25 protein-coding genes and 1 pseudogene are annotated in these 23,242 nt (G+C 58.5%); 5 read left to right on the top strand and 21 right to left on the bottom strand.

Features of this window, described 5'->3' with window-relative positions; genetic code table 11:
- The 14 genes and pseudogenes from ACIPIZ_RS17560 to ACIPIZ_RS17495 all read right to left on the bottom strand — a co-directional run.
- Positions 1–131: pseudogene (locus ACIPIZ_RS17560) on the bottom strand (peptidoglycan-associated lipoprotein); the annotation flags it as partial.
- A gap of 52 nt (positions 132–183) precedes the next feature.
- Complete coding sequence (gene tolB, locus ACIPIZ_RS17555; RefSeq protein ID WP_064391771.1) at positions 184–1,485, bottom strand: Tol-Pal system beta propeller repeat protein TolB; 1,302 nt, start codon at positions 1,483–1,485, stop codon at positions 184–186.
- Positions 1,482–2,546 carry a cell envelope integrity protein TolA gene (gene tolA / locus ACIPIZ_RS17550; RefSeq protein ID WP_064391773.1) on the bottom strand — a complete coding sequence of 355 codons (1,065 nt, stop codon included), beginning with the start codon at positions 2,544–2,546 and terminating at the stop codon, positions 1,482–1,484. The genes tolB and tolA overlap by 4 nt, the downstream gene beginning before the upstream one ends.
- On the bottom strand, positions 2,546–2,998 hold the full coding sequence (gene tolR / locus ACIPIZ_RS17545) for a protein TolR (protein ID WP_161806672.1): 453 nt from the start codon (positions 2,996–2,998) through the stop codon (positions 2,546–2,548). The genes tolA and tolR overlap by 1 nt, the downstream gene beginning before the upstream one ends.
- 23 nt (positions 2,999–3,021) lie before the next feature.
- Positions 3,022–3,717, bottom strand: a complete 696-nt coding sequence (tolQ, locus tag ACIPIZ_RS17540) for a protein TolQ (RefSeq protein ID WP_008080223.1) — start codon at positions 3,715–3,717, stop codon at positions 3,022–3,024.
- Complete coding sequence (gene ybgC / locus ACIPIZ_RS17535; RefSeq protein ID WP_064391775.1) at positions 3,707–4,174, bottom strand: tol-pal system-associated acyl-CoA thioesterase; 468 nt, start codon at positions 4,172–4,174, stop codon at positions 3,707–3,709. Before ybgC ends, tolQ begins: the two co-directional genes overlap by 11 nt.
- A 127-nt stretch (positions 4,175–4,301) precedes the next feature.
- Positions 4,302–5,363, bottom strand: a complete 1,062-nt coding sequence (gene ruvB / locus ACIPIZ_RS17530) for a Holliday junction branch migration DNA helicase RuvB (protein WP_064391777.1) — start codon at positions 5,361–5,363, stop codon at positions 4,302–4,304.
- On the bottom strand, positions 5,364–5,972 hold the full coding sequence (gene ruvA, locus ACIPIZ_RS17525) for a Holliday junction branch migration protein RuvA (protein ID WP_003227522.1): 609 nt from the start codon (positions 5,970–5,972) through the stop codon (positions 5,364–5,366).
- A gap of 115 nt (positions 5,973–6,087) precedes the next feature.
- Positions 6,088–6,615, bottom strand: a complete 528-nt coding sequence (gene ruvC / locus ACIPIZ_RS17520; protein ID WP_025112787.1) for a crossover junction endodeoxyribonuclease RuvC — start codon at positions 6,613–6,615, stop codon at positions 6,088–6,090.
- Between the two features lie 158 nt (positions 6,616–6,773).
- Positions 6,774–7,520 carry a YebC/PmpR family DNA-binding transcriptional regulator gene (locus ACIPIZ_RS17515; RefSeq protein ID WP_016983823.1) on the bottom strand — a complete coding sequence of 249 codons (747 nt, stop codon included), beginning with the start codon at positions 7,518–7,520 and terminating at the stop codon, positions 6,774–6,776.
- Positions 7,521–7,648: 128 nt separating this feature from the next.
- Complete coding sequence (gene aspS, locus ACIPIZ_RS17510; protein ID WP_064391781.1) at positions 7,649–9,424, bottom strand: aspartate--tRNA ligase; 1,776 nt, start codon at positions 9,422–9,424, stop codon at positions 7,649–7,651.
- Between the two features lie 100 nt (positions 9,425–9,524).
- Positions 9,525–9,746: an FmdB family zinc ribbon protein gene (locus tag ACIPIZ_RS17505; protein WP_007912741.1), complete on the bottom strand. Its 222-nt coding sequence runs from the start codon at positions 9,744–9,746 to the stop codon at positions 9,525–9,527.
- 129 nt (positions 9,747–9,875) lie between these two features.
- Complete coding sequence (locus tag ACIPIZ_RS17500) at positions 9,876–10,211, bottom strand: ribbon-helix-helix domain-containing protein (RefSeq protein WP_064391785.1); 336 nt, start codon at positions 10,209–10,211, stop codon at positions 9,876–9,878.
- Between the two features lie 188 nt (positions 10,212–10,399).
- Complete coding sequence (locus ACIPIZ_RS17495; RefSeq protein WP_053123088.1) at positions 10,400–10,870, bottom strand: Dps family protein; 471 nt, start codon at positions 10,868–10,870, stop codon at positions 10,400–10,402.
- Between the two features lie 312 nt (positions 10,871–11,182).
- Here ACIPIZ_RS17495 and ACIPIZ_RS17490 point away from each other — a divergent pair, with 312 nt between their 5' ends.
- Positions 11,183–11,785 (top strand): cold-shock protein, encoded by a 603-nt coding sequence (locus ACIPIZ_RS17490; RefSeq protein ID WP_064391787.1) that lies wholly within the window; start codon positions 11,183–11,185, stop codon positions 11,783–11,785.
- 66 nt (positions 11,786–11,851) lie between these two features.
- Here the strand turns inward: ACIPIZ_RS17490 and ACIPIZ_RS17485 are convergent, their stop codons facing one another.
- Positions 11,852–12,058 carry a SlyX family protein gene (locus ACIPIZ_RS17485; protein WP_064391789.1) on the bottom strand — a complete coding sequence of 69 codons (207 nt, stop codon included), beginning with the start codon at positions 12,056–12,058 and terminating at the stop codon, positions 11,852–11,854.
- Between the two features lie 3 nt (positions 12,059–12,061).
- Positions 12,062–12,487 (bottom strand): HIT domain-containing protein, encoded by a 426-nt coding sequence (locus ACIPIZ_RS17480; protein WP_401166324.1) that lies wholly within the window; start codon positions 12,485–12,487, stop codon positions 12,062–12,064.
- 898 nt (positions 12,488–13,385) lie between these two features.
- On the opposite strand from ACIPIZ_RS17480, the gene ACIPIZ_RS17475 reads away from it, so the two are divergent.
- A complete protein-coding gene (locus ACIPIZ_RS17475; protein ID WP_064391793.1) occupies positions 13,386–14,735 on the top strand; it encodes an OprD family porin in 1,350 nt (449 codons plus the stop codon).
- A gap of 118 nt (positions 14,736–14,853) precedes the next feature.
- On the opposite strand, the gene ACIPIZ_RS17470 is transcribed toward ACIPIZ_RS17475, so the two are convergent.
- Together ACIPIZ_RS17470 and ACIPIZ_RS17465 are read right to left on the bottom strand one after the other, a co-directional pair.
- Positions 14,854–15,696 (bottom strand): mechanosensitive ion channel family protein, encoded by an 843-nt coding sequence (locus ACIPIZ_RS17470; protein WP_064391795.1) that lies wholly within the window; start codon positions 15,694–15,696, stop codon positions 14,854–14,856.
- 138 nt (positions 15,697–15,834) lie between these two features.
- Positions 15,835–16,320 carry a YajQ family cyclic di-GMP-binding protein gene (locus ACIPIZ_RS17465; RefSeq protein ID WP_007912755.1) on the bottom strand — a complete coding sequence of 162 codons (486 nt, stop codon included), beginning with the start codon at positions 16,318–16,320 and terminating at the stop codon, positions 15,835–15,837.
- Between the two features lie 140 nt (positions 16,321–16,460).
- Here ACIPIZ_RS17465 and ACIPIZ_RS17460 point away from each other — a divergent pair, with 140 nt between their 5' ends.
- Genes ACIPIZ_RS17460 through ACIPIZ_RS17450 form a run of 3 tightly spaced genes read left to right on the top strand, consistent with a single transcriptional unit; the run spans position 16,461 to position 20,048 of the window.
- Positions 16,461–17,378, top strand: coding sequence for a putative 2-dehydropantoate 2-reductase (locus ACIPIZ_RS17460; protein WP_401166319.1), 918 nt, complete (start codon positions 16,461–16,463; stop codon positions 17,376–17,378).
- Between the two features lie 45 nt (positions 17,379–17,423).
- On the top strand, positions 17,424–19,460 hold the full coding sequence (locus tag ACIPIZ_RS17455) for a PAS domain-containing sensor histidine kinase (RefSeq protein ID WP_105707026.1): 2,037 nt from the start codon (positions 17,424–17,426) through the stop codon (positions 19,458–19,460).
- Positions 19,461–19,463: 3 nt separating this feature from the next.
- Positions 19,464–20,048, top strand: a complete 585-nt coding sequence (locus ACIPIZ_RS17450; protein ID WP_401166316.1) for a cob(I)yrinic acid a,c-diamide adenosyltransferase — start codon at positions 19,464–19,466, stop codon at positions 20,046–20,048.
- A 120-nt stretch (positions 20,049–20,168) separates the two neighbouring features.
- Here ACIPIZ_RS17450 and ACIPIZ_RS17445 read toward each other — a convergent pair whose 3' ends face one another.
- The 3 genes from ACIPIZ_RS17445 to argJ form a co-directional block, all read right to left on the bottom strand.
- Positions 20,169–21,116 carry a Nudix family hydrolase gene (locus ACIPIZ_RS17445; RefSeq protein ID WP_122662879.1) on the bottom strand — a complete coding sequence of 316 codons (948 nt, stop codon included), beginning with the start codon at positions 21,114–21,116 and terminating at the stop codon, positions 20,169–20,171.
- Positions 21,113–21,745, bottom strand: a complete 633-nt coding sequence (locus tag ACIPIZ_RS17440) for a glutathione S-transferase family protein (protein WP_401166314.1) — start codon at positions 21,743–21,745, stop codon at positions 21,113–21,115. Before ACIPIZ_RS17440 ends, ACIPIZ_RS17445 begins: the two co-directional genes overlap by 4 nt.
- Positions 21,746–21,903: 158 nt before the next feature.
- On the bottom strand, positions 21,904–23,121 hold the full coding sequence (gene argJ, locus ACIPIZ_RS17435; protein WP_401166312.1) for a bifunctional glutamate N-acetyltransferase/amino-acid acetyltransferase ArgJ: 1,218 nt from the start codon (positions 23,119–23,121) through the stop codon (positions 21,904–21,906).
- Positions 23,122–23,242 lie beyond the last annotated feature (121 nt).

The following is a 23,242-nucleotide window of genomic DNA, read 5'->3' as shown; positions in this document are numbered from 1 at the left end:
TTGGCGCCGTCCCCAGCGTGTCGAACAACAGCGCCTACACCGGCGTGGTCGCCGCCTCCGGCCGAGCAACCAACAGCTACAGCCATGGCCAGAGCCAGCGCAGCAAATTTACCAAACTTCAGCATTTCCATCGTGAAACTCCTAATGAACCCCAGTGTGTTAAGTAAAACGTGTAGCGCCCGCTCACTTCAGGTAAGGGGACCAGGACGGTTCTCTGACTTCGCCTTGAGCGGTAGGAAGCGGGAGCCTAACGCGTCCATTAATGGACACGAGCATCAAGACTCCCCGGCCCTGTTGGCGGGTGGCGTAGATTACCATGGTGCCGTTGGGCGCAACAGTAGGTGACTCGTCCAGAGTGCTATCAGTGAGGATCTTTACACTACCTCGCTGCAAATCCTGGGCTGCCACCTTGAAATTGGTGAAGCCATCCTGACGATGGATCATCACCAAAGTCTTTTCATCCGCCGACAGTTTCGGGTTGGCGTTGTAGTTGCCCACAAACGTCACACGTTCGGCACCACCGCCACTGGCGCTGGTTTTGTAGATCTGCGGCTTGCCGCCACGGTCCGAGGTGAAGTAGATGGTCGAACCATCCTTGCCCCAGTACGGTTCGGTGTTGATGCCGGGACCGGCGGTCACACGGGTGATCTGGCGCGAAGCCAGGTTCATCACGTAGATGTCCGGGTTACCGTCTTTGGACAGTACGAACGCCAGGCGATCGCCATTCGGCGACCAGGCGGGTGCACCGTTCAGGCCTTCGAAGTTGGTGATCTGCTCACGGCGACCGGTGTCGATGTTCTGCATGAAGATGCGCGGGCGCTTCTGCTCGAACGACACGTAGGCGATGCGCTTGCCATCCGGTGCAAAGCGTGGCGACAGGATCGGCTCACGTGATTGCAGCAAAGTCACGGCGCGAGCGCCGTCATAGTCCGAGCGCTGCAGGGTGTAACGGGTATTCTTCTCGGAGAAGCGTTCAGCCGTCACATACAGCAGGCGAGTCGAAAACGCACCCTCGATACCGGTCAGTTTCTGGAACGACTGATCGGAGATGAAGTGCGCCATGTCACGCAGTTGCTCTGGCGTACCGGAAACATTGCCGTCAGCTACTTTCTGCTCGGTGGCAACGTTGAACAGTGCCCATTGCACTTGCAGGCGGCCACCGGCGGGGGCAATGCTGCCAACCATGATGAATTGAGCATTTACCGCCTTCCAGTCACGAAAGATGATTTCGCTCGGCTGGCTTGGCTGGCTGATCATGTTCTGCTTTGGAATCGGCGCGTAATAACCCGAGTTACGCAAATCGTTACCAATGATTTCAGCGATGTCGTCCGGCAGCACCGCACCGCCCTGAACACCGAATGGCACTACGGCAATTGGAGTCGCCTGGGAGCTGCCACTGCTGACCAGGATATTTTTTTCGTCCGCTGTAGCCAGGCCTGCAAAGCAGACCATGACGACGAGCAATCCTCGAAGAAGGTTTCTCACAAGGCTAGATCCTCAGGTGTGAATGTCATCTTGAATGAACGGTAGGGAGCGAAATCAGCTGGCTTCAAACCCTGCATTTCGGTCAACCGACCAATATTTTTTACTGCCGCGACTGCAGAACTGTCGAAAGGCACGTCGCCGCTGGAATTAGCCACCGAAACACCGGAGATCGTCCCGTCAGGCAACATGTTGATTTGCAGGACCACCTTCATGCCCTTACGGGCCGATGGCGGCTGCGCCCAACCTTCCGATGCCCGTGAACGAATCAGATCATCGAAGTTACCTGCGGTTTCATCACCCACTTCATCCGCCATAGCCTGCTGACGCTCGGTCTTGTCGGAAAGCAAGTCAGCCAGAGCCTGCGCTTTCTTCTCTTCTACAGACTTGCGCGCCGCATCCTGCGCTTTCTTCTTCGCAGCATCGGCAGCAGCTTTCTTCTTCGCATCTTCGGCGATTTTCTTCTTCGCCTCTTCAGCTTCAGCTTTTTTCTTGGCGTCTTCGGCGGCTTTCTTCTTCGCGTCTTCGACGATTTTCTTCTTGGCTTCTTCAGCGGCCTCTTTCTTGGCCTCTTCTTTGGCCTCTTCTTCGGCTTTCTTCTTGGCTATATCAGCCAATTGTTTCTCTTCGGCCTTCTTGGCTTCGGCTTTCTTCGCGTCGTCGGCTTTTTTGGCGTCATCGGCCTTTTTCGCTTCGTCCGCTTTTTTAGCCTCATCGGCCTTCTTGGCTTCCTCGGCCTTTTGAGCCGCTTCTTCTTTCTTTTGTTCCGCAGCTTTCACCGCTTCCTGCTCGACCTTTTTCTGCTCCATCTGCTCGACTTCGGTCTGCCGCGCGGCGGATTTCTTCGCCTCACCCGCAATCTTCTGATTGGTCTGGGTGGTTGCCTGACTTTTCGATTTCAGCTGGTACAGGGTCGCCTGGACAATCGGCTTGGCCGGCGGCAGCTCCGGTGTGAAGGCGAAACTGACGAACAGCATGCCGAATACCAGCACGTGCAAGACGATCGCCCAGACACTAGGCCAGAAGAAGCTTTCCGAGGCGGACGGCTCTCTCTGTTGCTGCATCAGGGGGCCTCGGTGATCAGACCAACGTTACCGACCCCGGCTTTCTGCAACCCGCCCATGGCGCCCATGACCGAACCGTAGTCGACGGTCTTGTCACCGCGGATAAAGACCTGGGTACGCTTGCCGCCTTCGGTGCCGGCGCGAATGATCTTGGTCACCGCATCAGTCATCTGTGGCAGGGTCATCGCCCTGTCCTGTTGCTTCTCGGTATCGACTTCGCTGCCAAGGTTCCAGTAATAGGTCTTGTCAGCCTTGATCGAAATGGTCAGGACCTGAGTGTTGTTGTCCTGCGGCAAGGCTTCGCTGGAAACCTTGGGCAGATCAACTTTCACGCCCTGATTGAGCATCGGCGCGGTCACCATGAAAATGACCAGCAGTACCAGCATCACGTCGATGTAAGGCACTACGTTCATTTCGGCGACCGGCTTGCGCTTTTTGCGAGCTCGAGCGATTAAAGCCATTGGAAATTACCTGCTTATTCTTCGCTGGTGTGCACTTTGCGGTGCAGGATCGCCTGGAATTCATCGGCGAAGGTGTAGTAGCGGCCCAGCAAGGTTTCACTGCGAGCGGCGAAACGGTTGTAAGCGATAACCGCAGGGATCGCAGCGAACAGACCGATCGCGGTGGCGATCAGGGCTTCGGCGATACCCGGGGCCACAGTGGCCAGGGTCGCTTGCTGGGCGCTGGCCAGACCGCGGAAGGAGTTCATGATGCCCCACACAGTACCGAACAGGCCGATGTACGGGCTGACCGAACCGACAGTGGCGAGGAACGGCAGGCTCTGCTCCAGCTTCTCTTCTTCGCGGGAGATGGCGACGCGCATGGCTCGGGCCACACCTTCCATCACTGCTTCAGGATCGACACCTGGCTGCTGACGCAGACGCGAGAACTCTTTGAAACCGGCACGAAAAATCTGTTCCACACCCGAATCAGGATCCGGGTTGCTGCCCGCTTGACGGTACAGCTTGGACAGGTCGATACCCGACCAGAAGCGCTCTTCGAAGCTCTCCAGGGCGCGTCGACCGGCACGCAGCAGATTGCTGCGCTGAAAGATCATGATCCATGAGGTCACCGATGCGGCCACCAGGGTCAACATTACCAACTGCACCACGATGCTGGCATTGCTGACCAGGCTCCACATGGAGGAATGGTCGACGACGTTAGCTTCCACGCTTTATCTCCTGCTTTGAGTGTGTACCCGGGCCGACCGCGTCGGCGAAGGCCGCACGCAAGTCTTCGGGAAGGGCCCGAGGTTTCAAACTGTTAGTGCGCACACAGGCCACCAAAAACTGCCCCTCACAGAGCAGCACATTATCCGTTGCCCGCCTGACCTGCTGTTTGAAGCGAAGGCTGACCCGGTTCAATTCGATTACTTCAGCGCTTACCAGCAGTTCGTCGTCCAGTCGCGCCGGCGCGTGATAACGCGCTTCGCTGGAATGCACGACGAACAACAGGTCCTCTCCTGCCAGCTGCGATTGGGCAAAGCCCAGTTCGCGGAGCCGCTCGGTTCGAGCCCGTTCCATAAACTTGAGGTAATTAACGTAATACACGATGCCGCCCGCATCGGTGTCCTCGTAATAAACGCGACAACGATGTGCGAACGGCTCAAGCCCGTTTTGCGCGCGCATACTCTAGTGCTTACTCCTCAGGTTGCCAATCCGGCCAGGCAACTGTTTTTCATGGTTTCGAGGCTTTACTGCAAAAGTACCGTCCTCTGACCATACAAACCCTGAATAAATCGACAACAAATGTGTATTAATCGTCCACGGCATCGAGAAACTCGTCTACCACGGGCATCTCGCCCATTCGTGACGGAATGTTTAATCCGAAATGCAGATACGCATGCCGTGTCACTACCCGGCCCCGCGGCGTGCGCATGATGTAACCCTGCTGAATCAGGTACGGCTCCAGCACGTCCTCAATGGTATGACGCTCTTCGCTGATCGCCGCCGCCAGACTGTCGATGCCGACCGGTCCGCCATCGAACTTCTCGATCATGGTCAGCAGCAGACGCCGGTCCTGATGATCAAAGCCATGCTCATCGACGTCGAGCAGGTTCAGCGCCAGATCCGCCACCGCTTTGGTGATGTGGCCCTTGGCACGAACTTCGGCAAAGTCGCGCACCCGTCGCAGCAGACGGTTGGCGATCCGCGGCGTGCCGCGGGCGCGCCGTGCGATTTCGAACGAACCTTCGGGATCCAGCGGCAGACCGAGAATGGCTGCGGATCGACTGACAATCGTCGCCAGATCAGCTGTGCTGTAGAACTCAAGACGCTGGACGATACCGAAACGGTCACGGAGCGGATTGGTCAGCATGCCAGCGCGAGTGGTCGCACCCACGAGGGTGAACGGCGGCAGATCGAGCTTGATCGAACGCGCGGCCGGCCCTTCACCGATCATGATGTCGAGCTGGAAGTCTTCCATGGCCGGATACAGCACTTCTTCAACGATCGGCGACAGACGATGGATTTCGTCGATGAACAGCACATCGTGCGGTTCCAGGTTGGTCAGCAGCGCCGCCAGATCACCCGGACGCTCCAGCACCGGCCCGGACGTGCTCTTGATCGACACGCCCATTTCCTGGGCGATGATGTTGGCCAGTGTGGTCTTGCCCAGACCCGGCGGACCGAAGATCAGCGTATGGTCGAGGGATTCGCTACGGCCACGGGCAGCCTGGATGAACAGCTCCATCTGCTCGCGCACGGTCGGCTGGCCAATGTAGTCGGCCAGGCTGACCGGGCGGATGGCTCGATCCTGGACTTCTTCGCGCTCGCGCGGGCTGTGCGCGGCAGCGATCAGACGATCAGCTTCAATCACTTAAATCATTCCCTTCAGGGCGCGGCGGATCAGATCTTCACTGCTCAAATTCTTGTCCTTGATGGCGGTAATCGCCTTGCTCGCTTCCTGCGGCTTGTAGCCGAGGGAAATCAGCGCGCTGACTGCATCGTTCTCGGCGGTGTTGACCGGCGCCGGGCCGTCTGGCTGATTCGGCACAAGAGCAAACATCGCTGGCGAAGTTTCCCAGGCCTTGAAGCGATCTTTCAGTTCGACCAACAGGCGCTCAGCGGTTTTTTTGCCAACGCCCGGGACCTTGGTCAGGGCCGAAGTGTCCTGGGATTGCACGCAACGGATCAGCTCATCGACCTCCAGGCTCGACATCAGCGCCAGCGCCAATTTTGGCCCGACACCATTGAGACGGATCAACTCGCGAAAAAAGTCTCGCTCACGCTTGCCAGCGAAACCATAGAGTAACTGGGCGTCTTCACGTACGACCAAATGGGTGTGCAGGGTCAGCGGTTCACCGACCGACGGCAGGCGATAAAGCGTGGTCATGGGCACTTCCAGCTCATACCCGAGGCCGTTTACATCCAGAATCAGGTGCGGCGGCTGTTTCTCAGCCAGAGTGCCGCGCAAGCGTCCAATCACGTTTCAGATCCTTGAGCATTGGCCAGCCATGGGCTGGCGACTGTCGAAAGGCAGATTGTCGGGCCGACGACCCAGGCGCAAACATCCGCTTTCAGGAAAATTGATGCTGATGCTATCAGAGACGCAGGCGCCCGCCACGACTGCGTGCTGCTCCCAAGCCGTGCGGCAGCAGACTGGAGCGGGTATGCGCATGGCAAATGGCGATGGCCAATGCATCCGAGGCATCGATTTGCGGTTTGGCGGTCAGCTTGAGCATGTGCATGACCATCATCTGCACTTGTTCTTTATTGGCGGCGCCTGTGCCAACAACCGCCTGTTTGACCTGAGTGGCCGTGTACTCGGCGATCTCCAGGCATTCTTCAGCGCCAGCGACAATCGCGGCACCGCGAGCCTGCCCGAGTTTCAGCGCCGAATCGGCGTTTTTCGCCATGAACACCTTTTCGATGCCCATCGTCACCGGGCCATAGGTCTGGATGATCTCGCGTACGCCGCGATAGACGATTTGCAGGCGCTCGTGCAGCTCACCGGCGCCGGTGCGGATGCAGCCCGAAGCGACATAAATGCAGCCACCACGCCCGGTATCGCGAACAATCCCGTAACCGGTGATACGCGAACCGGGGTCGATACCAAGAATTAAAGTCATAACGCCTGCAGATTCGGTAAAAGCACGATTTTCAAATCAACCCATAACAAATGTGGGAGCGAGCCTGCTCGCGAAAGCGGTTTCATCATCGGCAACGATGTTGCCTGAAAATCCGCCTTCGCGAGCAGGCTCGCTCCCACATTGAATCGTAGCCGCTCTTAACCGAGCTGAGCGGCCACGTCTTCCGGAATATCCGCGTTGGAGTAGACGTTCTGCACGTCATCCAGATCCTCAAGCATGTCGATCAGCTTGAGCACCTTCTCAGCGCCTTCCAGATCCAGCTCGGCGCTGGTGGTCGGCTGCATGACGATTTCCGCGTCATCGCCCTTGAACCCGGCTGCTTCCAGCGCGTTACGCACCGCATAGAAACTGGTGAACGAGGTGAACACGTCGATCGAACCGTCTTCGTGAGCGACCACGTCATCGGCATCGGCTTCCAGCGCCGCTTCGGTCAGCGCGTCTTCATCAACGCCCGGCGCGAAGCTGATCTGGCCTTTGCGCTCGAAGAGGTATGCCACCGAACCGTCGGTGCCGAGGTTGCCACCGCACTTGCTGAACGCGTGACGCACGGCTGCGGCGGTGCGGTTGCGGTTGTCGGTCATGCACTCGACCAACACCGCTACACCGCCCGGGCCGTAGCCTTCGTAAGTCAACTCTTCAACGTTGTCCGCTTCGGTCGCACCGGCGCCGCGCGCCACGGCGCGGTCGATGATGTCGCGGCTCATGTTCGCGCTCAGCGCTTTATCCAGCGCCAGACGCAGACGCGGGTTGGAGCCCGGATCACCGCCGCCCTGACGGGCCGCAACAGTCAGTTCACGGATCCACTTGGTGAAGATCTTGCCTCTTTTGGCATCCTGACGTTCTTTGCGGTGCTTGATGTTCGCCCACTTGGAATGACCTGCCATAACTCGCTCCGAATTCTCTTTGAAACGTTGCCCGCCCTGCTCATGCAGCGGCCAGCAAACAAAAAATCTTGACCTGCTCTCTATGGATAGAAAAAAGGCGCATCCGAAGATGCGCCTTCAGGCCCGTCTTACTCAGCCTTTGGCGTTTCGCGCAAACGAATGTGCAATTCGCGCAGTGCCTTGGCATCCACCACACCCGGCGCTTGCGTCATCACGTCGGCAGCACTCTGGGTTTTCGGGAAAGCGATCACTTCACGGATCGACTGGGCGCCGGTCATCAGCATCACCAGACGATCCAGACCGAAGGCCAGACCACCGTGTGGCGGTGCACCGTACTTGAGGGCGTCGAGCAGGAAGCCGAACTTCTCTTCCTGTTCCGCTTCGTTGATGCCCAGCAGACGGAATACCGACTGTTGCATCTCTTTGCGGTGAATACGGATCGAACCACCACCCAGTTCGGTGCCGTTCAGCACCATGTCGTACGCGCGGGACAGAGCGCCAGCCGGGTTGGCTTCAAGCTCTTGCGGCGTGCACTTCGGTGCGGTGAACGGGTGGTGCAGCGCGGAGAAGCTGCCGTCGTCGTTTTCTTCGAACATCGGGAAGTCGACGACCCACATTGGCGCCCACTCGCAGGTCAGCAGCTTGAGGTCGTGACCGAGCTTGATGCGCAGTGCGCCCAAGGCTTCGCTGACGATCTTGGCCTTGTCGGCGCCGAAGAACACGATGTCACCGTCGACTGCACCCACGCGATCGAGGATGGCGTTGAGGTTTTCCAGCGGAATGTTCTTCACGATCGGCGATTGCAGACCTTCAACACCGGCTGCACGCTCGTTGACCTTGATGTATGCCAGGCCCTTGGCACCGTAGATGCCGACGAACTTGGTGTAGTCGTCGATCTGCTTGCGCGGCATGCTCGCCCCGCCTGGAACGCGCAGTGCGGCGATACGGCATTTCGGATCGTTGGCCGGGCCGCTGAAGACTTTGAAATCGACTTCTTTCAGTTGATCGGCAACGTCGACCAGTTCCAGCGGGTTACGCAGGTCTGGCTTGTCGGAACCGTAACGGCGCATGGCTTCTTCGAAGGTCATGTGCGGGAAATCGCCGAATTCCAGACCCAGCACTTCCTTGAACAGGTTGCGGATCATTTCTTCGGTCAGGCCCATGATCTCTTTTTCATCGAGGAAGCTGGTCTCGATGTCGATCTGGGTGAATTCCGGCTGACGGTCGGCGCGCAGGTCTTCGTCGCGGAAGCACTTGGCGATCTGGTAGTAACGGTCGAAACCGGCGACCATCAGCAGTTGCTTGAACAGCTGCGGCGATTGCGGCAGGGCGAAGAACGAACCGGCGTGAGTACGGCTCGGCACCAGATAGTCACGCGCACCTTCAGGGGTGGCACGGGTCAGGATCGGCGTTTCGACATCGAGGAAGCCGTTCTCGTCGAGGAAGCGACGGATGCTGGTGGTCATGCGCGAACGCAGACGCAGCTTCTCGGCCATTTCCGGACGACGCAGGTCGAGGAAGCGATAGCGCAGACGGGTTTCTTCGCCGACGTCGGAGAACTCGTTCAGCGGGAACGGCGGGGTTTCCGACTCGTTCAGCACTTCCAGTTCGTAACCCAGCACTTCGATCATGCCGGATGCCATGTTGGCGTTGGTCGCACCGGCCGGACGCAGACGTACCTTGCCGGTGATCTTCACGACGTATTCGCTGCGCACGCGATCGGCGGCGGCGAAGCTCTCGGCGCGATCCGGATCGAATACCACTTGGGCCAGACCGTCACGATCACGGATATCGAGGAAAATCACCCCGCCGTGGTCGCGGCGACGGTGAACCCATCCGCAAAGGGTAATTTCCTGGCCTTCCAGGCTTTCGTTCAGTTGGCCGCAATAGTGGCTGCGCATCATGATAATGGTTCGCTTCTCGTCATTCGATATTCGGTGGAGATCCCGGCGCTCAGAAGCGACCCGGAATCTCACGCGTGTTCGTTCAACCTGGGTTTGAACCCTAGTCAGATTTGTCGCCACCGGCCAGATTCTTCTTGGCGCCGGTCTTGAAATCGGTCTCGTACCAACCACCGCCACTGAGGCGAAAGCCAGGCATGGACAGCTGTTTCTTGAGCTCTGGTGCCTGGCAGGCAGGGCAGTCGACCAGCGGTGCCTCGCTGATCTTTTGAATGGCTTCCAACTGATGACCACAGGAAGCACATTGGTAATCGTACATCGGCATGGGGGTGTCTCGGCGATCAGATTGCCACCGCGTGCAGGGCTTTGCGGCGAAAGAGCGGGATTATATCCATTAAATGCGGCCTGTGCAGCCGGAAGACAGCACAAGCCGCGACGTCATTTCAACTGCCCGTCAGAGCGTAATGGCCTGCGGGACTTCCTTGAGGCCATTCATCACGCAGACCACCCGTACCAGACCGCTGAAGTTTTTTACCCCACCGTGGCGCAAGTGCACTTGCCGATCCACATGGGACAGCAACGTACTGATCGAACAACCGCAATCCTCGGCCATGCGCCCAAGGATGTTCCAGTAGACCTGCTCGAGCCTCAGGCAAGTGGCAAAACCATTCAGGCGCACAGACCTGGACAATGGCTGAATCAATGCAATGTCGAACTCGCTGACCAGCGGATCGACCTTTCCCTCTTGCCGTGAACCGAAGCATTCGGTTTGCCTGTCTCCATCGACCATATCGCTGACACTCCCTTGTCATCGCTGCTATTTATAAAGACAACATCCTGTGCCCTCATAAAAGCGCAGACGCAAAGTTATATCCAGATGACTATTTGCCCATCTGCGTAGGATAAGCCGACATCAAAAGTAAGACTTCGGAAGCACGCGGGTATTGGCCCTCCACAAACACCCGCGCCTCGCGCTGATCACCCTTCCAGCAGTGCTCGCAGCATCCACGCGGTCTTCTCGTGCACCTGCATGCGCTGGGTCAGCAGGTCGGCGGTGGGTTCGTCGCTGACTTTGTCCAGCAACGGAAAGATACCGCGCGCGGTACGCGTCACCGCTTCCTGACCGGCAACCAGTTGTTTGATCATGTCTTCGGCACTCGGCACACCCTCCTCCTCCTTGATAGAAGAAAGACGCGCATAGGTCGCGTAAGCGCCCGGCGCCGGAAACCCCAAGGCCCGAATACGTTCGGCGATCGAGTCCACGGCCAGTGCCAATTCGTTGTATTGCTCTTCGAACATCAGGTGCAGCGTACGAAACATCGGACCGGTGACGTTCCAGTGGAAGTTATGGGTTTTCAGATACAGCACATAGGTGTCCGACAGCAGACGGGACAGCCCTTCGACGATGGACTTGCGGTCTTCTTCACTGATACCGATATCGATTGCCATGCTTACCCCCTAACGGCGATTGAATTTATCCAGCAGGTGCCACCCCACTCTAGCAAGCCTGACACCGCCCCGCAGCCCTGATCGGCCCTACACACTGCGACAAATCGACCGCATCGATGCCACTGGCCGGGCTGATTTGAGTAGCCGCAGGCTTTGCTGTTAAATAGGCAGTGTGTCGCCATGCCCCATTTTCCGGGGCGTTGCGCATAGGCTGATGCTGTGTACGTGTCTACCGCCTCTTATTTTTGTTCCGAAGCGAACCGTCCACCTTCAGCTCTTCCTTGTGAGCCGTCATAACGTGAGCCAATCAAAATGTTGAAAATCGTCCACCTGCTAATGGGCGCAGCGGCATTGCTGCTGTCGTTCATACCCAGCTTGAAATCCGAAGCCGTTCCCTACCTGCAACAACCCGATGCACTTTACCTGGCCTTTTTCGGCCTGCTGAACCTGGTCATCGCTCCAGTGATTCCTTACTGGAACAAAGGCCCGCGCCAGCATCTGCAAAATCTGGTCAGCGCACTTCTGGTGCTGACTGTCGTCCTGCAAACCTTGACCCTGATCGCTCCAATGCCTGTCATCGCCGGCCAGCCAGCCGTGCTGTTCAGCCTGGTCATCGCTCTGGTTGCCGTCATCCTGCACCTGGCTGTCAGCTTTTATCGTTCGTCACCGGCTACCGCGCCAACCAGCTATGACATGACCAACCGCGATACCGGTACCGTCAAGTGGTTCAACACCTCCAAAGGCTTCGGCTTTATCTCCCGGGATTCCGGCGATGATATTTTCGTGCACTTTCGTGCGATCCGTGGCGAGGGCCATCGCGTTCTGGTCGAAGGCCAGCGCGTTGAGTTCTCGGTGATGAACCGGGACAAAGGCCTGCAAGCCGAGGACGTCATCGCCGCATTGCCGCGTCGCTGATTCCAGGCATAAAAAAACCGCGAGCAGCCTGGCTGTTCGCGGTTTTTTTATGCCTGAAGAAAAGACTCAGTAATGCGGCGGCGGTGCATCTTCCTCGAAAGAGCCGAACTGGCCGACCATCTCTTCCTGGCGCTTGAGCAACGCCGCCATCTGCAACTGCAGGCGCTCGACCACGCGCTGCTGGGCGACCAGCACGTCGTTCAATGCCTGAATGGTGTCATCCTGAAACGCCAGACGGCTTTCCAGATCGGTCACGCGATCTTCCAGACTCATGACTCAGCCCTCCACAAAGGTGAAATGCTCGGTCAGGACCGCACGCAACCATTCGCGAATCGCGGCGACCTGCTCGTCACTGTACGGCTTGGCCGCTACTTTGCCCCACACCGGCGCAGGCCAGGCCGCATCATCGCGTTTGCGCACGATCACGTGCATGTGCAACTGACTGACAACGTTACCCAGGGTCGCGACATTCATTTTGTCAGCATCGAACAAATCCTTGAGCAACTCGGCCAGCGCAGTGGTTTCCTGCCACAGTTGTTGCTGGTCGACGACATCCAACTGAAACAACTCGCTGATATCGTCGCGACGAGGCACCAGGATGAACCAAGGATAGTTGGCATCGTTAGACAGCAGCAGGCGACTGAGCGGGAAATCGCCGATGACCAGGGTGTCCTGTTGAAGTCGTGGATCTAAAGCAAACACTGCGCGCACTCCCGGCTGATCTACATTATTCAGCTTAGCGGGCCATCCTTTCGGCGGCGCACCAAGCGACAGGACGGCAGCATACCTGCGAATGAAGCAGCCTTCACGATTGCCAGTGCCGATACCCTTGTACTGTCGACGCCCCGAGATATGGCATTTATCTGCCGAGCGCACCACTACGGAACCGGCGCTGGCTGAAAAACTGAAGAAATGACCGATATTGCGGCTCGCGTTCTTTTTAGCGCCCCGCGCGAAGTGTATGAATACTGGACAGCTGTAAAATTTTTTGCACCAAAACCGCACAGCGCGTCTACGCTCACTGCGTCGGGCATCCGCCGAATACTCACTGACGGGGTGAACCGGTAACGTTTTTGGTTGTCACGCGCGATCTTCGGCGCGGCAACACCATAGCAAGAATGGCGTCAAGCCCTGATAAAAAGGGGCTTGGCGCCCAGTATTCATGAGGCTTTTACAGGCACAGGCGAGTGATCGAAAAAATAACCGCAACAGAAATGCGGTTTGTGCACGCTTGTTGCATTCGTACCCATATGGACTATAAGCGCACCACTGGAAGTGGATGCCTTAAGCCCCATAAGAACAGTGGCAGGGTTGCCCGATGGAGATTCAAGTGTTTTGCCAGGGACTCTTTTTTACCGATGCAAAAAGGCCCATAAACAGCGAGAAAGTTGTCAGTCCGGCTGCGTCGGTACTGTGAATTTGCGACATCCACCACGCCATTTGCGACAACGTCGTAAAGAAGCTGAAAGGTTGGAATAGCAAGTATCGCCAACATTGTCGGCGTGATATAAGTTTGCGCCGACACAAAAAGAAAGAGCCGCCCAGATAATAAAACAGGTGGGACGGCAGTACTCTTCTAAAACCAAAGGAGCAAATCACGATGCGCGTGATGAAGTGGAGCATGATCGCACTGGCAGTTGCTGCAGCCGCCAGTTCTCAGTTGGCTACGGCCGCCCCGTTTGTAAGTGACCAGGCAGAAGCCAAAGGCTTTGTTGAGGACGCGACACTCACCGAGACGTTGAAGAACTACTACTTCAACCGCGACAACAAGAACGGCGGCAACGACCAGAAAGACTGGACTCAGGGCTTCCTCGGTAACTTCACCTCCGGTTACACCCAAGGTACTGTTGGCGTAGGTATCGATGCATACGGTTACCTGGCCTTGAAACTGGATGGCGGTGATGGTACTTCCGGTTCAGGCAACATGAGCCGTAGCGACACCGTTAACCCGAACAACGGTGCCCGCGACGTTAACGACAGCCAGGGCAAAGCCGGCGCGTCGATCAAATTCCGCGTTTCCAAAACCGAACTGAAATTCGGCGACATGCAGCCAAGCACTTCTCCAGTGTTCGCTGTAGGCGGTTCCCGCATCCTGCCGCAAACCGCCACTGGCTTCCAGTTGCAGAGCAGCGAAGTCAAAGACCTTGACCTCGAAGCCGGTCACTTCTACTCCGGCTCCAGCCAGGACAAAAACGCACGTGATGGCGGCCTGTACGCCAACTATGCGGGCGTGGAAGCCAACACGATCGATTACTTCGGCGGCAAGTACGGCATCACCGAAAACCTGAGCGCATCGCTCTACGGTGCCAAGCTGGAAGATATCTGGAACCAGTACTACGCGAACGTGAACCTGACCACCCCGTTCGGTGGCGACACCTCGCTGAACACTGATTTCAACATCTACCGCACCACCGACACCGGTGACAAGGAGGCAGGTGACATCAGCAACACGACCTTCTCCCTGGCAACTGCACTGTCGTTCCTGAAGGCTCATACCTTCACCCTGGGTTTCCAGAAGGTCAACGGCGACACCCCGTTCGACTACATCGGTGTGGGTAAAAACAACCGTGGTGGCGACTCGATCTTCCTCGCCAACTCCATCCAGTACTCTGACTTCAACGGTCCTGGCGAGAAATCCGTGCAAGCCCGTTACGACCTGAAAATGGCCGAGTACGGCGTTCCAGGCCTGAGCTTCATGGTTCGTTACGTTAAAGGTTGGGACATCGACGGTACCAACACTCCGGCTGGCAGCGCTTACGCCGGCCTGTACGGTGAAGATGGCAAACACCACGAAACCAACTTCGAAGCCAAATATGTTGTGCAGTCTGGCCCGGCGAAAGATCTGTCCTTCCGCATTCGTCAGGCCTGGCACACTGCCAACGCCGACCAGGGCGAAGGCGACGTCAAAGAGTTCCGCCTGATCACCGAATACCCACTGAACATCTTGTAATTGTCAGTGGTTAGTTTGGAAGCATAAAAAAAGGCCCATCTTCGGATGGGCCTTTTTTATTGCCTGTGACTTCAATTAACTGCCTGACCGATAAGTCAGGCAATTAATTAGCAACCTATCATTGTGTTGCCGACTCCTGCACCACGCGAATCACGCGCTGTGGAAAAGGAATATCAATACCGGCAGTCTTTAAACGATCACGCGACTGTTCGTTAAACATGAACATTACATCCCAATAGTCTGCGGTTTTAACCCACACACGCAGGGAAACAGTGATCGAGCTGTCGCCCAAAGTCGAAATGACGGCCTGGGGTGCCGGATCCTGCAATACGCGATCATCCTTGGCCAGATCCAGCAGAACCTGACGGGCCTTCTGCAGATCGGCTTCGTAATCGACACCGACATCGAACACGACCTTACGGGTCGGCTGACGATTGGTGTTGGTGATGATGCCGTTCGACAGATTACCGTTAGGCACGATGATGGTCTTGTTGTCGCCAGTACGCAGCACGGTGTGGAAAATCTGGATGCTGTCGACCGTACCCGACACGCCTTGCGCTTCGATCCAGTCACCGATACGGAATGGACGGAACAGCAGAATCAACACGCCGCCAGCGAAGTTCGCCAGGCTGCCCTGCAATGCCAGACCGATGGCCAGACCGGCAGCACCGATGGCAGCCACAAAGGAGGTGGTCTCGACACCGATCATCGAAGCAACGCTGACAATCAGCAGCACTTTGAGAATGATGTTGGCCAGGCTGCTGATGAAGCCTTGCAGCGCCAGATCGGCATTGCGCAGGGCCAACAGACCACCGAGTTTCTGTGTGACCTTGTTGATCAGCCACCAACCGATGGCCAGGGTAATCACCGCCAGCAGCACACGGCTGCCATACTCCATGATCATCGGGATCCACGCCTGGGACGCCTTGACCAGGTTGTCCACCTCAGCATTCAAATCCATGTTCTATCTCCTGATTTCCGGCTACCCGGGCTTAAAAAATAAACGGCAGAAAGACCGAACCTGCTGGGCTCAATCGTTTCTGCCGCTGCTTGGGCCTCGGACGCTGAAAACGCCGAGAGGTTCCCCCGACCGGAAAGCTTAGTCGCGGAAGTTGTTGAACTGTAGCGGCATGCCGAATTCCTTGGCACGCAGTGCAGCGATGGCTTCCTGCAGGTCATCACGCTTCTTGCCGGTCACACGAACCTGCTCGCCTTGAATGGCAGCCTGGACCTTGAGCTTGGCGTCCTTGATGTGGCCGACGATCTTCTTCGCCAGCTCTTTGTCGATGCCTTCCTTGAGCACGGCATCCTGCTTCATCAGCTTGCCCGAAGCGTAAGCGTCCTTGACCTCAAGGCACTGCACGTCGATCTTGCGCTTGACCAGCGCCAGCTTGAGGATTTCGATCATCGCTTCGAGCTGGAACCCGGCTTCAGCGGTCAGGCTCACGGTCAGGTCCTTTTCCTTGAACTCGAAGCTGCCTTTGCCTTTCAGGTCATAACGACGATCGAGTTCCTTCACGGCGTTCTCGACCGCGTTGGTGAGTTCGTGTTTGTCCAGTTCGGATACCACGTCGAACGACGGCATGTAATCTCTCCAATAAAAAGGCGCGCTCGATGTGGATGGAGCGCGCTTGGCTTGCGGTTAAAATCGGGCTCATTATAACGGGTCTTTTCCTACGAACACGGCGAGCCACACATGCCTGTACGCAATCGAGCAAAAAACTGATGTCGACCACCTGGCACATTCTCGGCGCCGGCAGTCTCGGCACGCTGTGGGCTACACGCCTGGCCCGTGCCGGCTTGCCGGTCCGACTGATCCTGCGGAACACCGAGCGCCTGCGCAGCTATGAAGCCGCCGGCGGCTTGACCCTGGTTGAACAAGGCCAGGCCAGTACCTATGCAGTGCCGGGCGAAACGCCGGACAGCCCTTCGGCGATTCGGCGCTTGCTGGTCGCCTGCAAAGCCTATGACGCCGAAAGCGCTGTTGCCCGCCTCGCCCCACGCCTGACAGAGGATGCCGAGCTGATCCTGCTGCAAAACGGCCTCGGCAGTCAGGACGCCGTCGCCACCCTGATACCCCAGGCTCGCTGCATCAGCGCTTCCAGCACCGAAGGCGCCTTTCGCGATGGCGACTGGCGCGTAGTGTTCGCCGGTCACGGCTTCACTTGGCTGGGTGATGTCACTCATCCGGTCGCGCCGATCTGGCTGGAGGATCTGCAAGCCGCGAACATTCCCCACGAGTGGAGTACCGATATCCTCACACGGCTGTGGCGCAAACTGGCGCTCAACTGCGCGATCAATCCACTGACCGTGCTGCACCACTGCCGCAACGGTGGTTTGCAGGATCATCACTGCGAAGTCGCCACGCTGTGCGCCGAACTCGCCGAGTTGCTGCAGCGCTGCGGCCAACCCGCTGCCGCTGAGAACCTGCAGCAAGAAGTCGAACGGGTGATTCAGGCGACGGCGGCCAATTACTCCTCGATGTACCAAGACGTGGCCAACCGGCGACGCACCGAAATCAGCTATCTATTGGGCCACGCCTGCAAAGTTGCCATCCGCCATCAATTGAATCTGCCGCACCTCAAGCAAATGCAGCAGCGACTGGTCGCGCATCTGCACAGCCTTGGATTGCCCAGCGACTGAGCAGCGGCTACGCTGGCCACTTGTTCCTTTGCTGCGATAAACCTGATGCCATTGCGCCAGCGCCTCGAAAACCTGCCGGTCGGCCAGAAACTGCTGGCCGCCCTGCTGGTGTTGTTGACCACGGTTTTGCTGGTCGCCAACCTGACCTTTATCAGCGCCGCCTACTACATCTCTCAGGAGAGCATGGCGCCGCAGGCGTTGCAGACCATCGGCCGACTGATCGCCAACCCGAGCCTGGTCAGCGAGTCCCTGCAATCGCCGGAGAGCGCCGAACGCCTGCTCAAGGAGCTCGACAGCTATTCGCCATTACGCGCCGCTGCGATATATGACGGCAAAGGCGAACGCCTCGCGCAGGTGCAGCGCGGCGACAAACTCAAATTGCCGGAACGCTATCGGCACATCGAAGCCTGGCAACTCACCGAGTTTCGCAGCAACCAGTTGATCACCCTGCCCCGCCCCGGCACCGCGCCCGGCCATCTGCTGTTGGTGGCGAGCAGCGAACTGCCGATGGCGTTCTACACCGGCACCCTGACCGCCAGTCTCGGCATCCTGATCTTCAGCGTGCTGTTGTGGCTAGTGATTGCCCGCCAGATCAAACGCCTGATCACCCGGCCGATCCATCAACTGGAAGAACTCTCGCGTCAGGTCACCCGCGAAGAGAACTACGCCCTGCGCGCCTCGCGCGGCAACCACGACGAAATCGGCAGCCTCGCCGAGGCGTTCAACACCATGCTCTCGCGCATCGAAGCCCGCGAGCAACAGCTCAAGCGCGCCCGCGACGACTCGCAAGCAGCTTATGATCAGGCACAGGGACTGGCCGAGGAAACGCGTCACACCAATCGCAAACTGGAGCTGGAGGTCCAGGTGCGCAGCAAGATCGAGAAGAAACTCACCGGCTTTCAGAACTACCTCAACAGCATTATCGACTCGATGCCTTCGGCGCTGATCGCCCTCGACGAGCAGCTCTACGTCACCCAATGGAACCAGGAAGCCAGCGCCCTCTCGGGCACGCGACTGGACGAGGCGCTGAACCAGCCGATTTTCCTCGCCTTCGAACCGTTGAAGCCGTTTTTGCCACAGCTCAAGCAGACCGTCGAACAGCACACTGTGGCGAAGATCGAGCGGGTAACATGGTTCAAGGACGATGAGCCCAAGCATTATGCGCTGACGTTTTATCCGCTGATGGGCGGTGCCGGACGCGGTGTGGTTATCCGCATCGACGACATTACCCAGCGCCTGTCGCTGGAGGAAATGATGGTGCAGTCGGAGAAAATGCTCTCGGTCGGAGGGCTCGCCGCCGGTATGGCCCACGAGATCAACAACCCGCTGGGCGCAATCTTGCATAACGTGCAAAACATTCGCCGGCGGCTCTCGGCCGACCTGCCGAAGAACCTCGAAACCGCTGAGCAACTCGGTATTGAAATCGAAACGGTCAACCGTTATCTGCAAGGCCGCGAAGTACCGCAACTGCTCGACGGCATTCAGCAGGCCGGCGCACGGGCGGCGAAAATCGTCACGCACATGCTCAGTTTCAGTCGCCGCAGCACCCGCCAGATGGCGCCGTGCGATCTGCCGGCGCTGATCGATCAAGCGGTAGAGATCGCTGGCAACGACTTCGATCTGGCCATCGGTTTCGACTTCAAGGGGCAGGCGATCATCCGCCAGTTCGACCCGGCACTCGGCCCGGTTCCGGGCACGGCCAACGAACTGGAACAGGTGCTGCTCAACCTTCTGAAAAACGCTGCGCAGGCGATTCACCAGCGCGAAGACGACAGCGAGCCGGGGCGGATCATTCTGCGCACTCGACTCAATCCGCCGTGGGCTGAAATTCAAGTCGAAGACAATGGCATCGGCATGAGCGAGAACGTGCGCAAACGCACCTTCGAGCCGTTCTTCACCACCAAGGAAATTGGTCAGGGCACCGGACTTGGCTTGTCGGTGTCGTACTTCATCATCACCAACAATCACAAAGGCCAGATGGAAGTGCAGTCCGCGCCCGGTCAGGGCACCTGCTTCACCTTGCGTCTGCCGTTGACGCCGCCTGCAGCCATCGGCGCCGAAACCAGTCAACTACCGAGGTAACCCATGGGCTTTCGCTTGTCGAAGATCTACACCCGCACTGGCGACAAAGGCGAAACCGGCCTGGGCGACGGCCGTCGCGTGCCAAAGGATCACCCGCGCATCGAGGCAATTGGCGAGGTCGATACACTGAACAGTCAGGTCGGCGTATTGCTCTCTGGGTTGATTGCCGAGCGGGAGGCGTTTCCAGGGCTGAACGAATTGATCGAGGTGCTTACGCCTTGTCAGCATCGGCTGTTCGATCTCGGTGGCGAGCTGGCGATGCCGGAGTATCAGGCGTTGAACGCGGCGGAAATCGAACGGCTGGAAGCAGCAATCGATGTCTGGAATGAAGAGCTGGGGCCGCTGGAGAATTTCATTTTGCCGGGTGGATCGATGCTGATTGCACAGGCGCATGTATGTCGCAGCCTGGCGAGGAGTGCCGAGCGGCGGTGTCAGCACTTGAATGCGATCGAGCCATTGGCCGGGGTCGGGCTGGCGTATATCAATCGGTTGTCGGATTTGTTGTTTGTGGCGGCGCGGTTGATTGCGCGGCGGCAGGGGATTGCGGAGATTCTTTGGCAACCGGCCCCAAAACCGACAGAGATGTAGCGCCTGACCGGCCGCCATCGCTGGCAAGCCAGCTCCCACAGGTTTCGAGTTGTACACAACATTTGTGAACGACACAAAACCTTGTGGGAGCTGGCTTGCCAGCGATGAGGCCTGCTGCCTTTACAGAGAATCAGGCCAGAACGCGCGAATCCCCGCCACACCCTGTGCACCAACGCCCCAGGCTTTTTCGCGCTCCGCCGGGCCTACCCCACCCAACAGAAACACCGGCTTACCGAATCCCTCGATCAACGCCGCAGCCTGATCCCAGCCCAACGGCTGCGCATCCGGGTGAGTCAGCGTCGGCTGCACCGGTGACAAGGTCACAAAGTCCACACCCATCTGCTCGGCCAGCGCCAACTCTTCAGCGTTGTGACACGACGCCGCCAACCAGCGCTCCGCCGGCAACGGACGCCCCGCCGCCGCGTACTTACGCAATTGCGCAGCGGTGATGTGCCAACCGGCCGACGGGAAATCGCCAAGCCATTCGAACGGCCCCTTGATCATCAACTGCGCCTTGCCCGCACACAGGCCGGCCGCATCGACCGCCAAATCGCGATACTTGGGGTCATAGCCATTTGGCGCGCGCAGCTGAATCAACTTGATCCCACCGGCAATCGCCTTCTGGATACCGCGCAGTAACGCCGGGGTTTCCAGGTCTTCCGGGGTGATCAGGTATTCAGCCGGCAAACGCGCCGCCGCTACGATCGGCTGGTTGGCCGCGGGAAACTCGTAGTTCACCAACTCCTTCGCCGCGACCCAGGCCAATGGCTGACCTTCGGCACCGTGAGGTTCGCCGGTGAATGCCGAGACTTCCCAGACATCCAGCAGCACCTGCTTGTCGGGGTAGTCGTGACGCACCTTGATCAACGGCCGGGCAGCAACAACGACGATGCCCAACTCCTCGTGCAGCTCACGGGCCAGTGCGCTTTCAACTGTCTCATCCACCTCGACCTTGCCGCCGGGAAACTCCCACAACCCACCTTGATGCTGTGAGTCGGCGCGGCGGGCGATGAGGATTTTGCCGCTGTCGTCACGGATGACGGCGGCGGCGACGTGTACACGTTTCACGGATTCAATTCCTCCAGTCCGGCCTTCTGCCACGCCTTGAAGGCGGGCCATTGGTAGACGGCTTCAACATAGGCTTCGTCGGCGGCCGGCAGTTGCACCTGATAGGTGCGCAGGCGCACGGCAATCGGCGCGAAGAAGGCATCGGCCAGACTGACGCGGCCAAACAGATAAGGTCCGCTCTCGGTGGCGGCGGCGCGGCACTCGGCCCACAGCGCGAGCATGCGTTCGATGTCGACCTTCACTTCTGGCGGTACCGGGTTCAGCGGTGCGTCATGGTGGAGGTTGAATGGCATGTGATTGCGCATGGCGAAGAAGCCGCTGTGCATTTGTGCGCAGGCAGATCGGGCCTGAGCGCGGGCGAAAATATCCGTCGGCCAGAGTTGCTCGGACGGGAATGTCTCGGCGAGGTATTCGGCAATGGCCAGTGAGTCGGCAATGGTGCCACGCGCTGTTTGCAGCAGCGGGACTTTGGCGGTCGGCGAATGCTTGAGCAGCAGTTCGCGGGTGTCGGGCTTGCCGAGCTTGATCAGTTCTTCGCTGTAGGGTGCGCCGGTCAGTTCGAGCGCCAGGGCGGCGCGCAGGGACCAGGAGGAAAGCAGTTTGTCGCCGATGATCAGGTGCAGGGACATGGTTGGGTGCCTTTCATCAGGAGGAACAGTCCAGAATCTTTGGTGCCTGACAGGTCGCCATCGCGAGCAGGCTCACTCCTACAGGTGATCTGTGGCGTTCACAAACCACTGTAGGAGTGAGCCTGCTCGCGATGCAGGCGACTCGGTCTCAGGTTAAATCAAGTGCGGTATTCGGCGTTGATCTTCACGTACTCATGCGACAGGTCAGTGGTCCAGATGGTTTCGCTGCAATCGCCGCGACCCAGTTCGATACGGATGGTGATTTCTTCCTGCTGCATCACCGCCGAACCCTGCGCTTCAGTGTAGGTCGCCGCGCGGGCGCCACGGCTGGCGATGCACACGGCGCCGAGGAACACGTCGATCTTGCTCACGTCCAGATCCGGCACGCCGGCACGACCGACGGCCGCCAGGATGCGACCCCAGTTCGGGTCAGAGGCGAATAGCGCGGTCTTGATCAGCGGCGAGTGCGCCACGGTATAGCCAACGTCCAGGCATTCCTGGTAATTGCCGCCGCCATTCACTTCAACGGTGACGAACTTGGTCGCGCCTTCGCCGTCGCGCACGATGGCCTGGGCGACGTCCATGCACACTTCGAATACCGCTTGCTTCAGTTTGGCGAACAGCTCGCCTTCGGCGCGGGTGATTTCCGGCAGTGCAGCCTTGCCTGTAGCGATCAGCATGCAGCAGTCGTTGGTCGAGGTGTCGCCGTCGATGGTGATGCGGTTGAACGACTTGTTGGCGCCGTCGAGCATCAAATTGTGCAGGACTTCGCGGGAGACTTTGGCGTCAGTGGCAATGTATCCGAGCATGGTCGCCATGTTCGGACGGATCATGCCCGCGCCTTTGCTGATGCCGGTAACGGTGATGGTCACGCCGTCATGTTCGAACTGACGGCTGGCGCCCTTCGGCAGGGTGTCGGTGGTCATGATGCCGGTGGCGGCGGCTTCCCAGTTGTTTTCCGACAAGTCGTCCAGCGCGGCTTGCAGCGCGCCTTCGATCTTCTCGACTGGCAGTGGCTCACCGATCACACCGGTGGAGTACGGCAGGATCTGGCCGGCATCAACGCCGGTCAGCTCAGCCAGCTTCGCAGTGGTGCGTTCAGCGGCGGCCAGCCCCGGCTCACCGGTGCCAGCGTTGGCATTGCCAGTGTTGGTCAGCAGATAGCGCACAGCATTCTGCACGCGTTTTTTCGCCAGGATCACCGGTGCCGCGCAAAACGCGTTCAAGGTGAACACGCCCGCAACGGTCGAGCCTTCGGCGCAGCGCATCACAACGACATCCTTGCGCCCGGGGCGCTTGATGCCGGCCGAGGCGATACCGAGTTCAAAACCGGCAACCGGGTGCAACGTTGGCAAAGGACCAAGACCAACAGCCATGAATGCGCTCCTTACTCAATGAAGTCAGCACCGTCACTCGCGGCGACGGTGGTTTGAATGGCAAAACGCCGCGACGGCAGGAGCCGGTCGCGGCGCGGGTATTTCAGCGATTGAAACGGGT

It is taken from the genome of Pseudomonas sp. NPDC087690, assembly GCF_044743175.1.
GTDB lineage: Bacteria > Pseudomonadota > Gammaproteobacteria > Pseudomonadales > Pseudomonadaceae > Aquipseudomonas.
This window is presented reverse-complemented; position numbering and strand designations above follow the sequence as displayed.

What these genes read in the sequence shown, in the direction of transcription:
- ACIPIZ_RS17475 (WP_064391793.1), top strand. Translation starts at nt 13,386, where the DNA reads ATGCGCGTGATGAAGTGGAGCATGATCGCACTGGCAGTTGCTGCAGCC.
- ACIPIZ_RS17495 (WP_053123088.1), bottom strand. Translation starts at nt 10,870, where the DNA reads ATGGCAATCGATATCGGTATCAGTGAAGAAGACCGCAAGTCCATCGTC.
- ACIPIZ_RS17455 (WP_105707026.1), top strand. Translation starts at nt 17,424, where the DNA reads ATGCCATTGCGCCAGCGCCTCGAAAACCTGCCGGTCGGCCAGAAACTG.
- ACIPIZ_RS17470 (WP_064391795.1), bottom strand. Translation starts at nt 15,696, where the DNA reads ATGGATTTGAATGCTGAGGTGGACAACCTGGTCAAGGCGTCCCAGGCG.
- ACIPIZ_RS17460 (WP_401166319.1), top strand. Translation starts at nt 16,461, where the DNA reads ATGTCGACCACCTGGCACATTCTCGGCGCCGGCAGTCTCGGCACGCTG.
- ruvC (WP_025112787.1), bottom strand. Translation starts at nt 6,615, where the DNA reads ATGACTTTAATTCTTGGTATCGACCCCGGTTCGCGTATCACCGGTTAC.
- ybgC (WP_064391775.1), bottom strand. Translation starts at nt 4,174, where the DNA reads ATGCGCGCGCAAAACGGGCTTGAGCCGTTCGCACATCGTTGTCGCGTT.
- ACIPIZ_RS17505 (WP_007912741.1), bottom strand. Translation starts at nt 9,746, where the DNA reads ATGCCGATGTACGATTACCAATGTGCTTCCTGTGGTCATCAGTTGGAA.
- aspS (WP_064391781.1), bottom strand. Translation starts at nt 9,424, where the DNA reads ATGATGCGCAGCCACTATTGCGGCCAACTGAACGAAAGCCTGGAAGGC.
- ACIPIZ_RS17485 (WP_064391789.1), bottom strand. Translation starts at nt 12,058, where the DNA reads ATGAGTCTGGAAGATCGCGTGACCGATCTGGAAAGCCGTCTGGCGTTT.
- ACIPIZ_RS17500 (WP_064391785.1), bottom strand. Translation starts at nt 10,211, where the DNA reads ATGGTCGATGGAGACAGGCAAACCGAATGCTTCGGTTCACGGCAAGAG.
- ACIPIZ_RS17515 (WP_016983823.1), bottom strand. Translation starts at nt 7,520, where the DNA reads ATGGCAGGTCATTCCAAGTGGGCGAACATCAAGCACCGCAAAGAACGT.
- ACIPIZ_RS17490 (WP_064391787.1), top strand. Translation starts at nt 11,183, where the DNA reads ATGTTGAAAATCGTCCACCTGCTAATGGGCGCAGCGGCATTGCTGCTG.
- ACIPIZ_RS17440 (WP_401166314.1), bottom strand. Translation starts at nt 21,745, where the DNA reads ATGTCCCTGCACCTGATCATCGGCGACAAACTGCTTTCCTCCTGGTCC.
- ACIPIZ_RS17465 (WP_007912755.1), bottom strand. Translation starts at nt 16,320, where the DNA reads ATGCCGTCGTTCGACGTGGTATCCGAACTGGACAAACACGAACTCACC.
- tolA (WP_064391773.1), bottom strand. Translation starts at nt 2,546, where the DNA reads ATGCAGCAACAGAGAGAGCCGTCCGCCTCGGAAAGCTTCTTCTGGCCT.
- argJ (WP_401166312.1), bottom strand. Translation starts at nt 23,121, where the DNA reads ATGGCTGTTGGTCTTGGTCCTTTGCCAACGTTGCACCCGGTTGCCGGT.
- ACIPIZ_RS17450 (WP_401166316.1), top strand. Translation starts at nt 19,464, where the DNA reads ATGGGCTTTCGCTTGTCGAAGATCTACACCCGCACTGGCGACAAAGGC.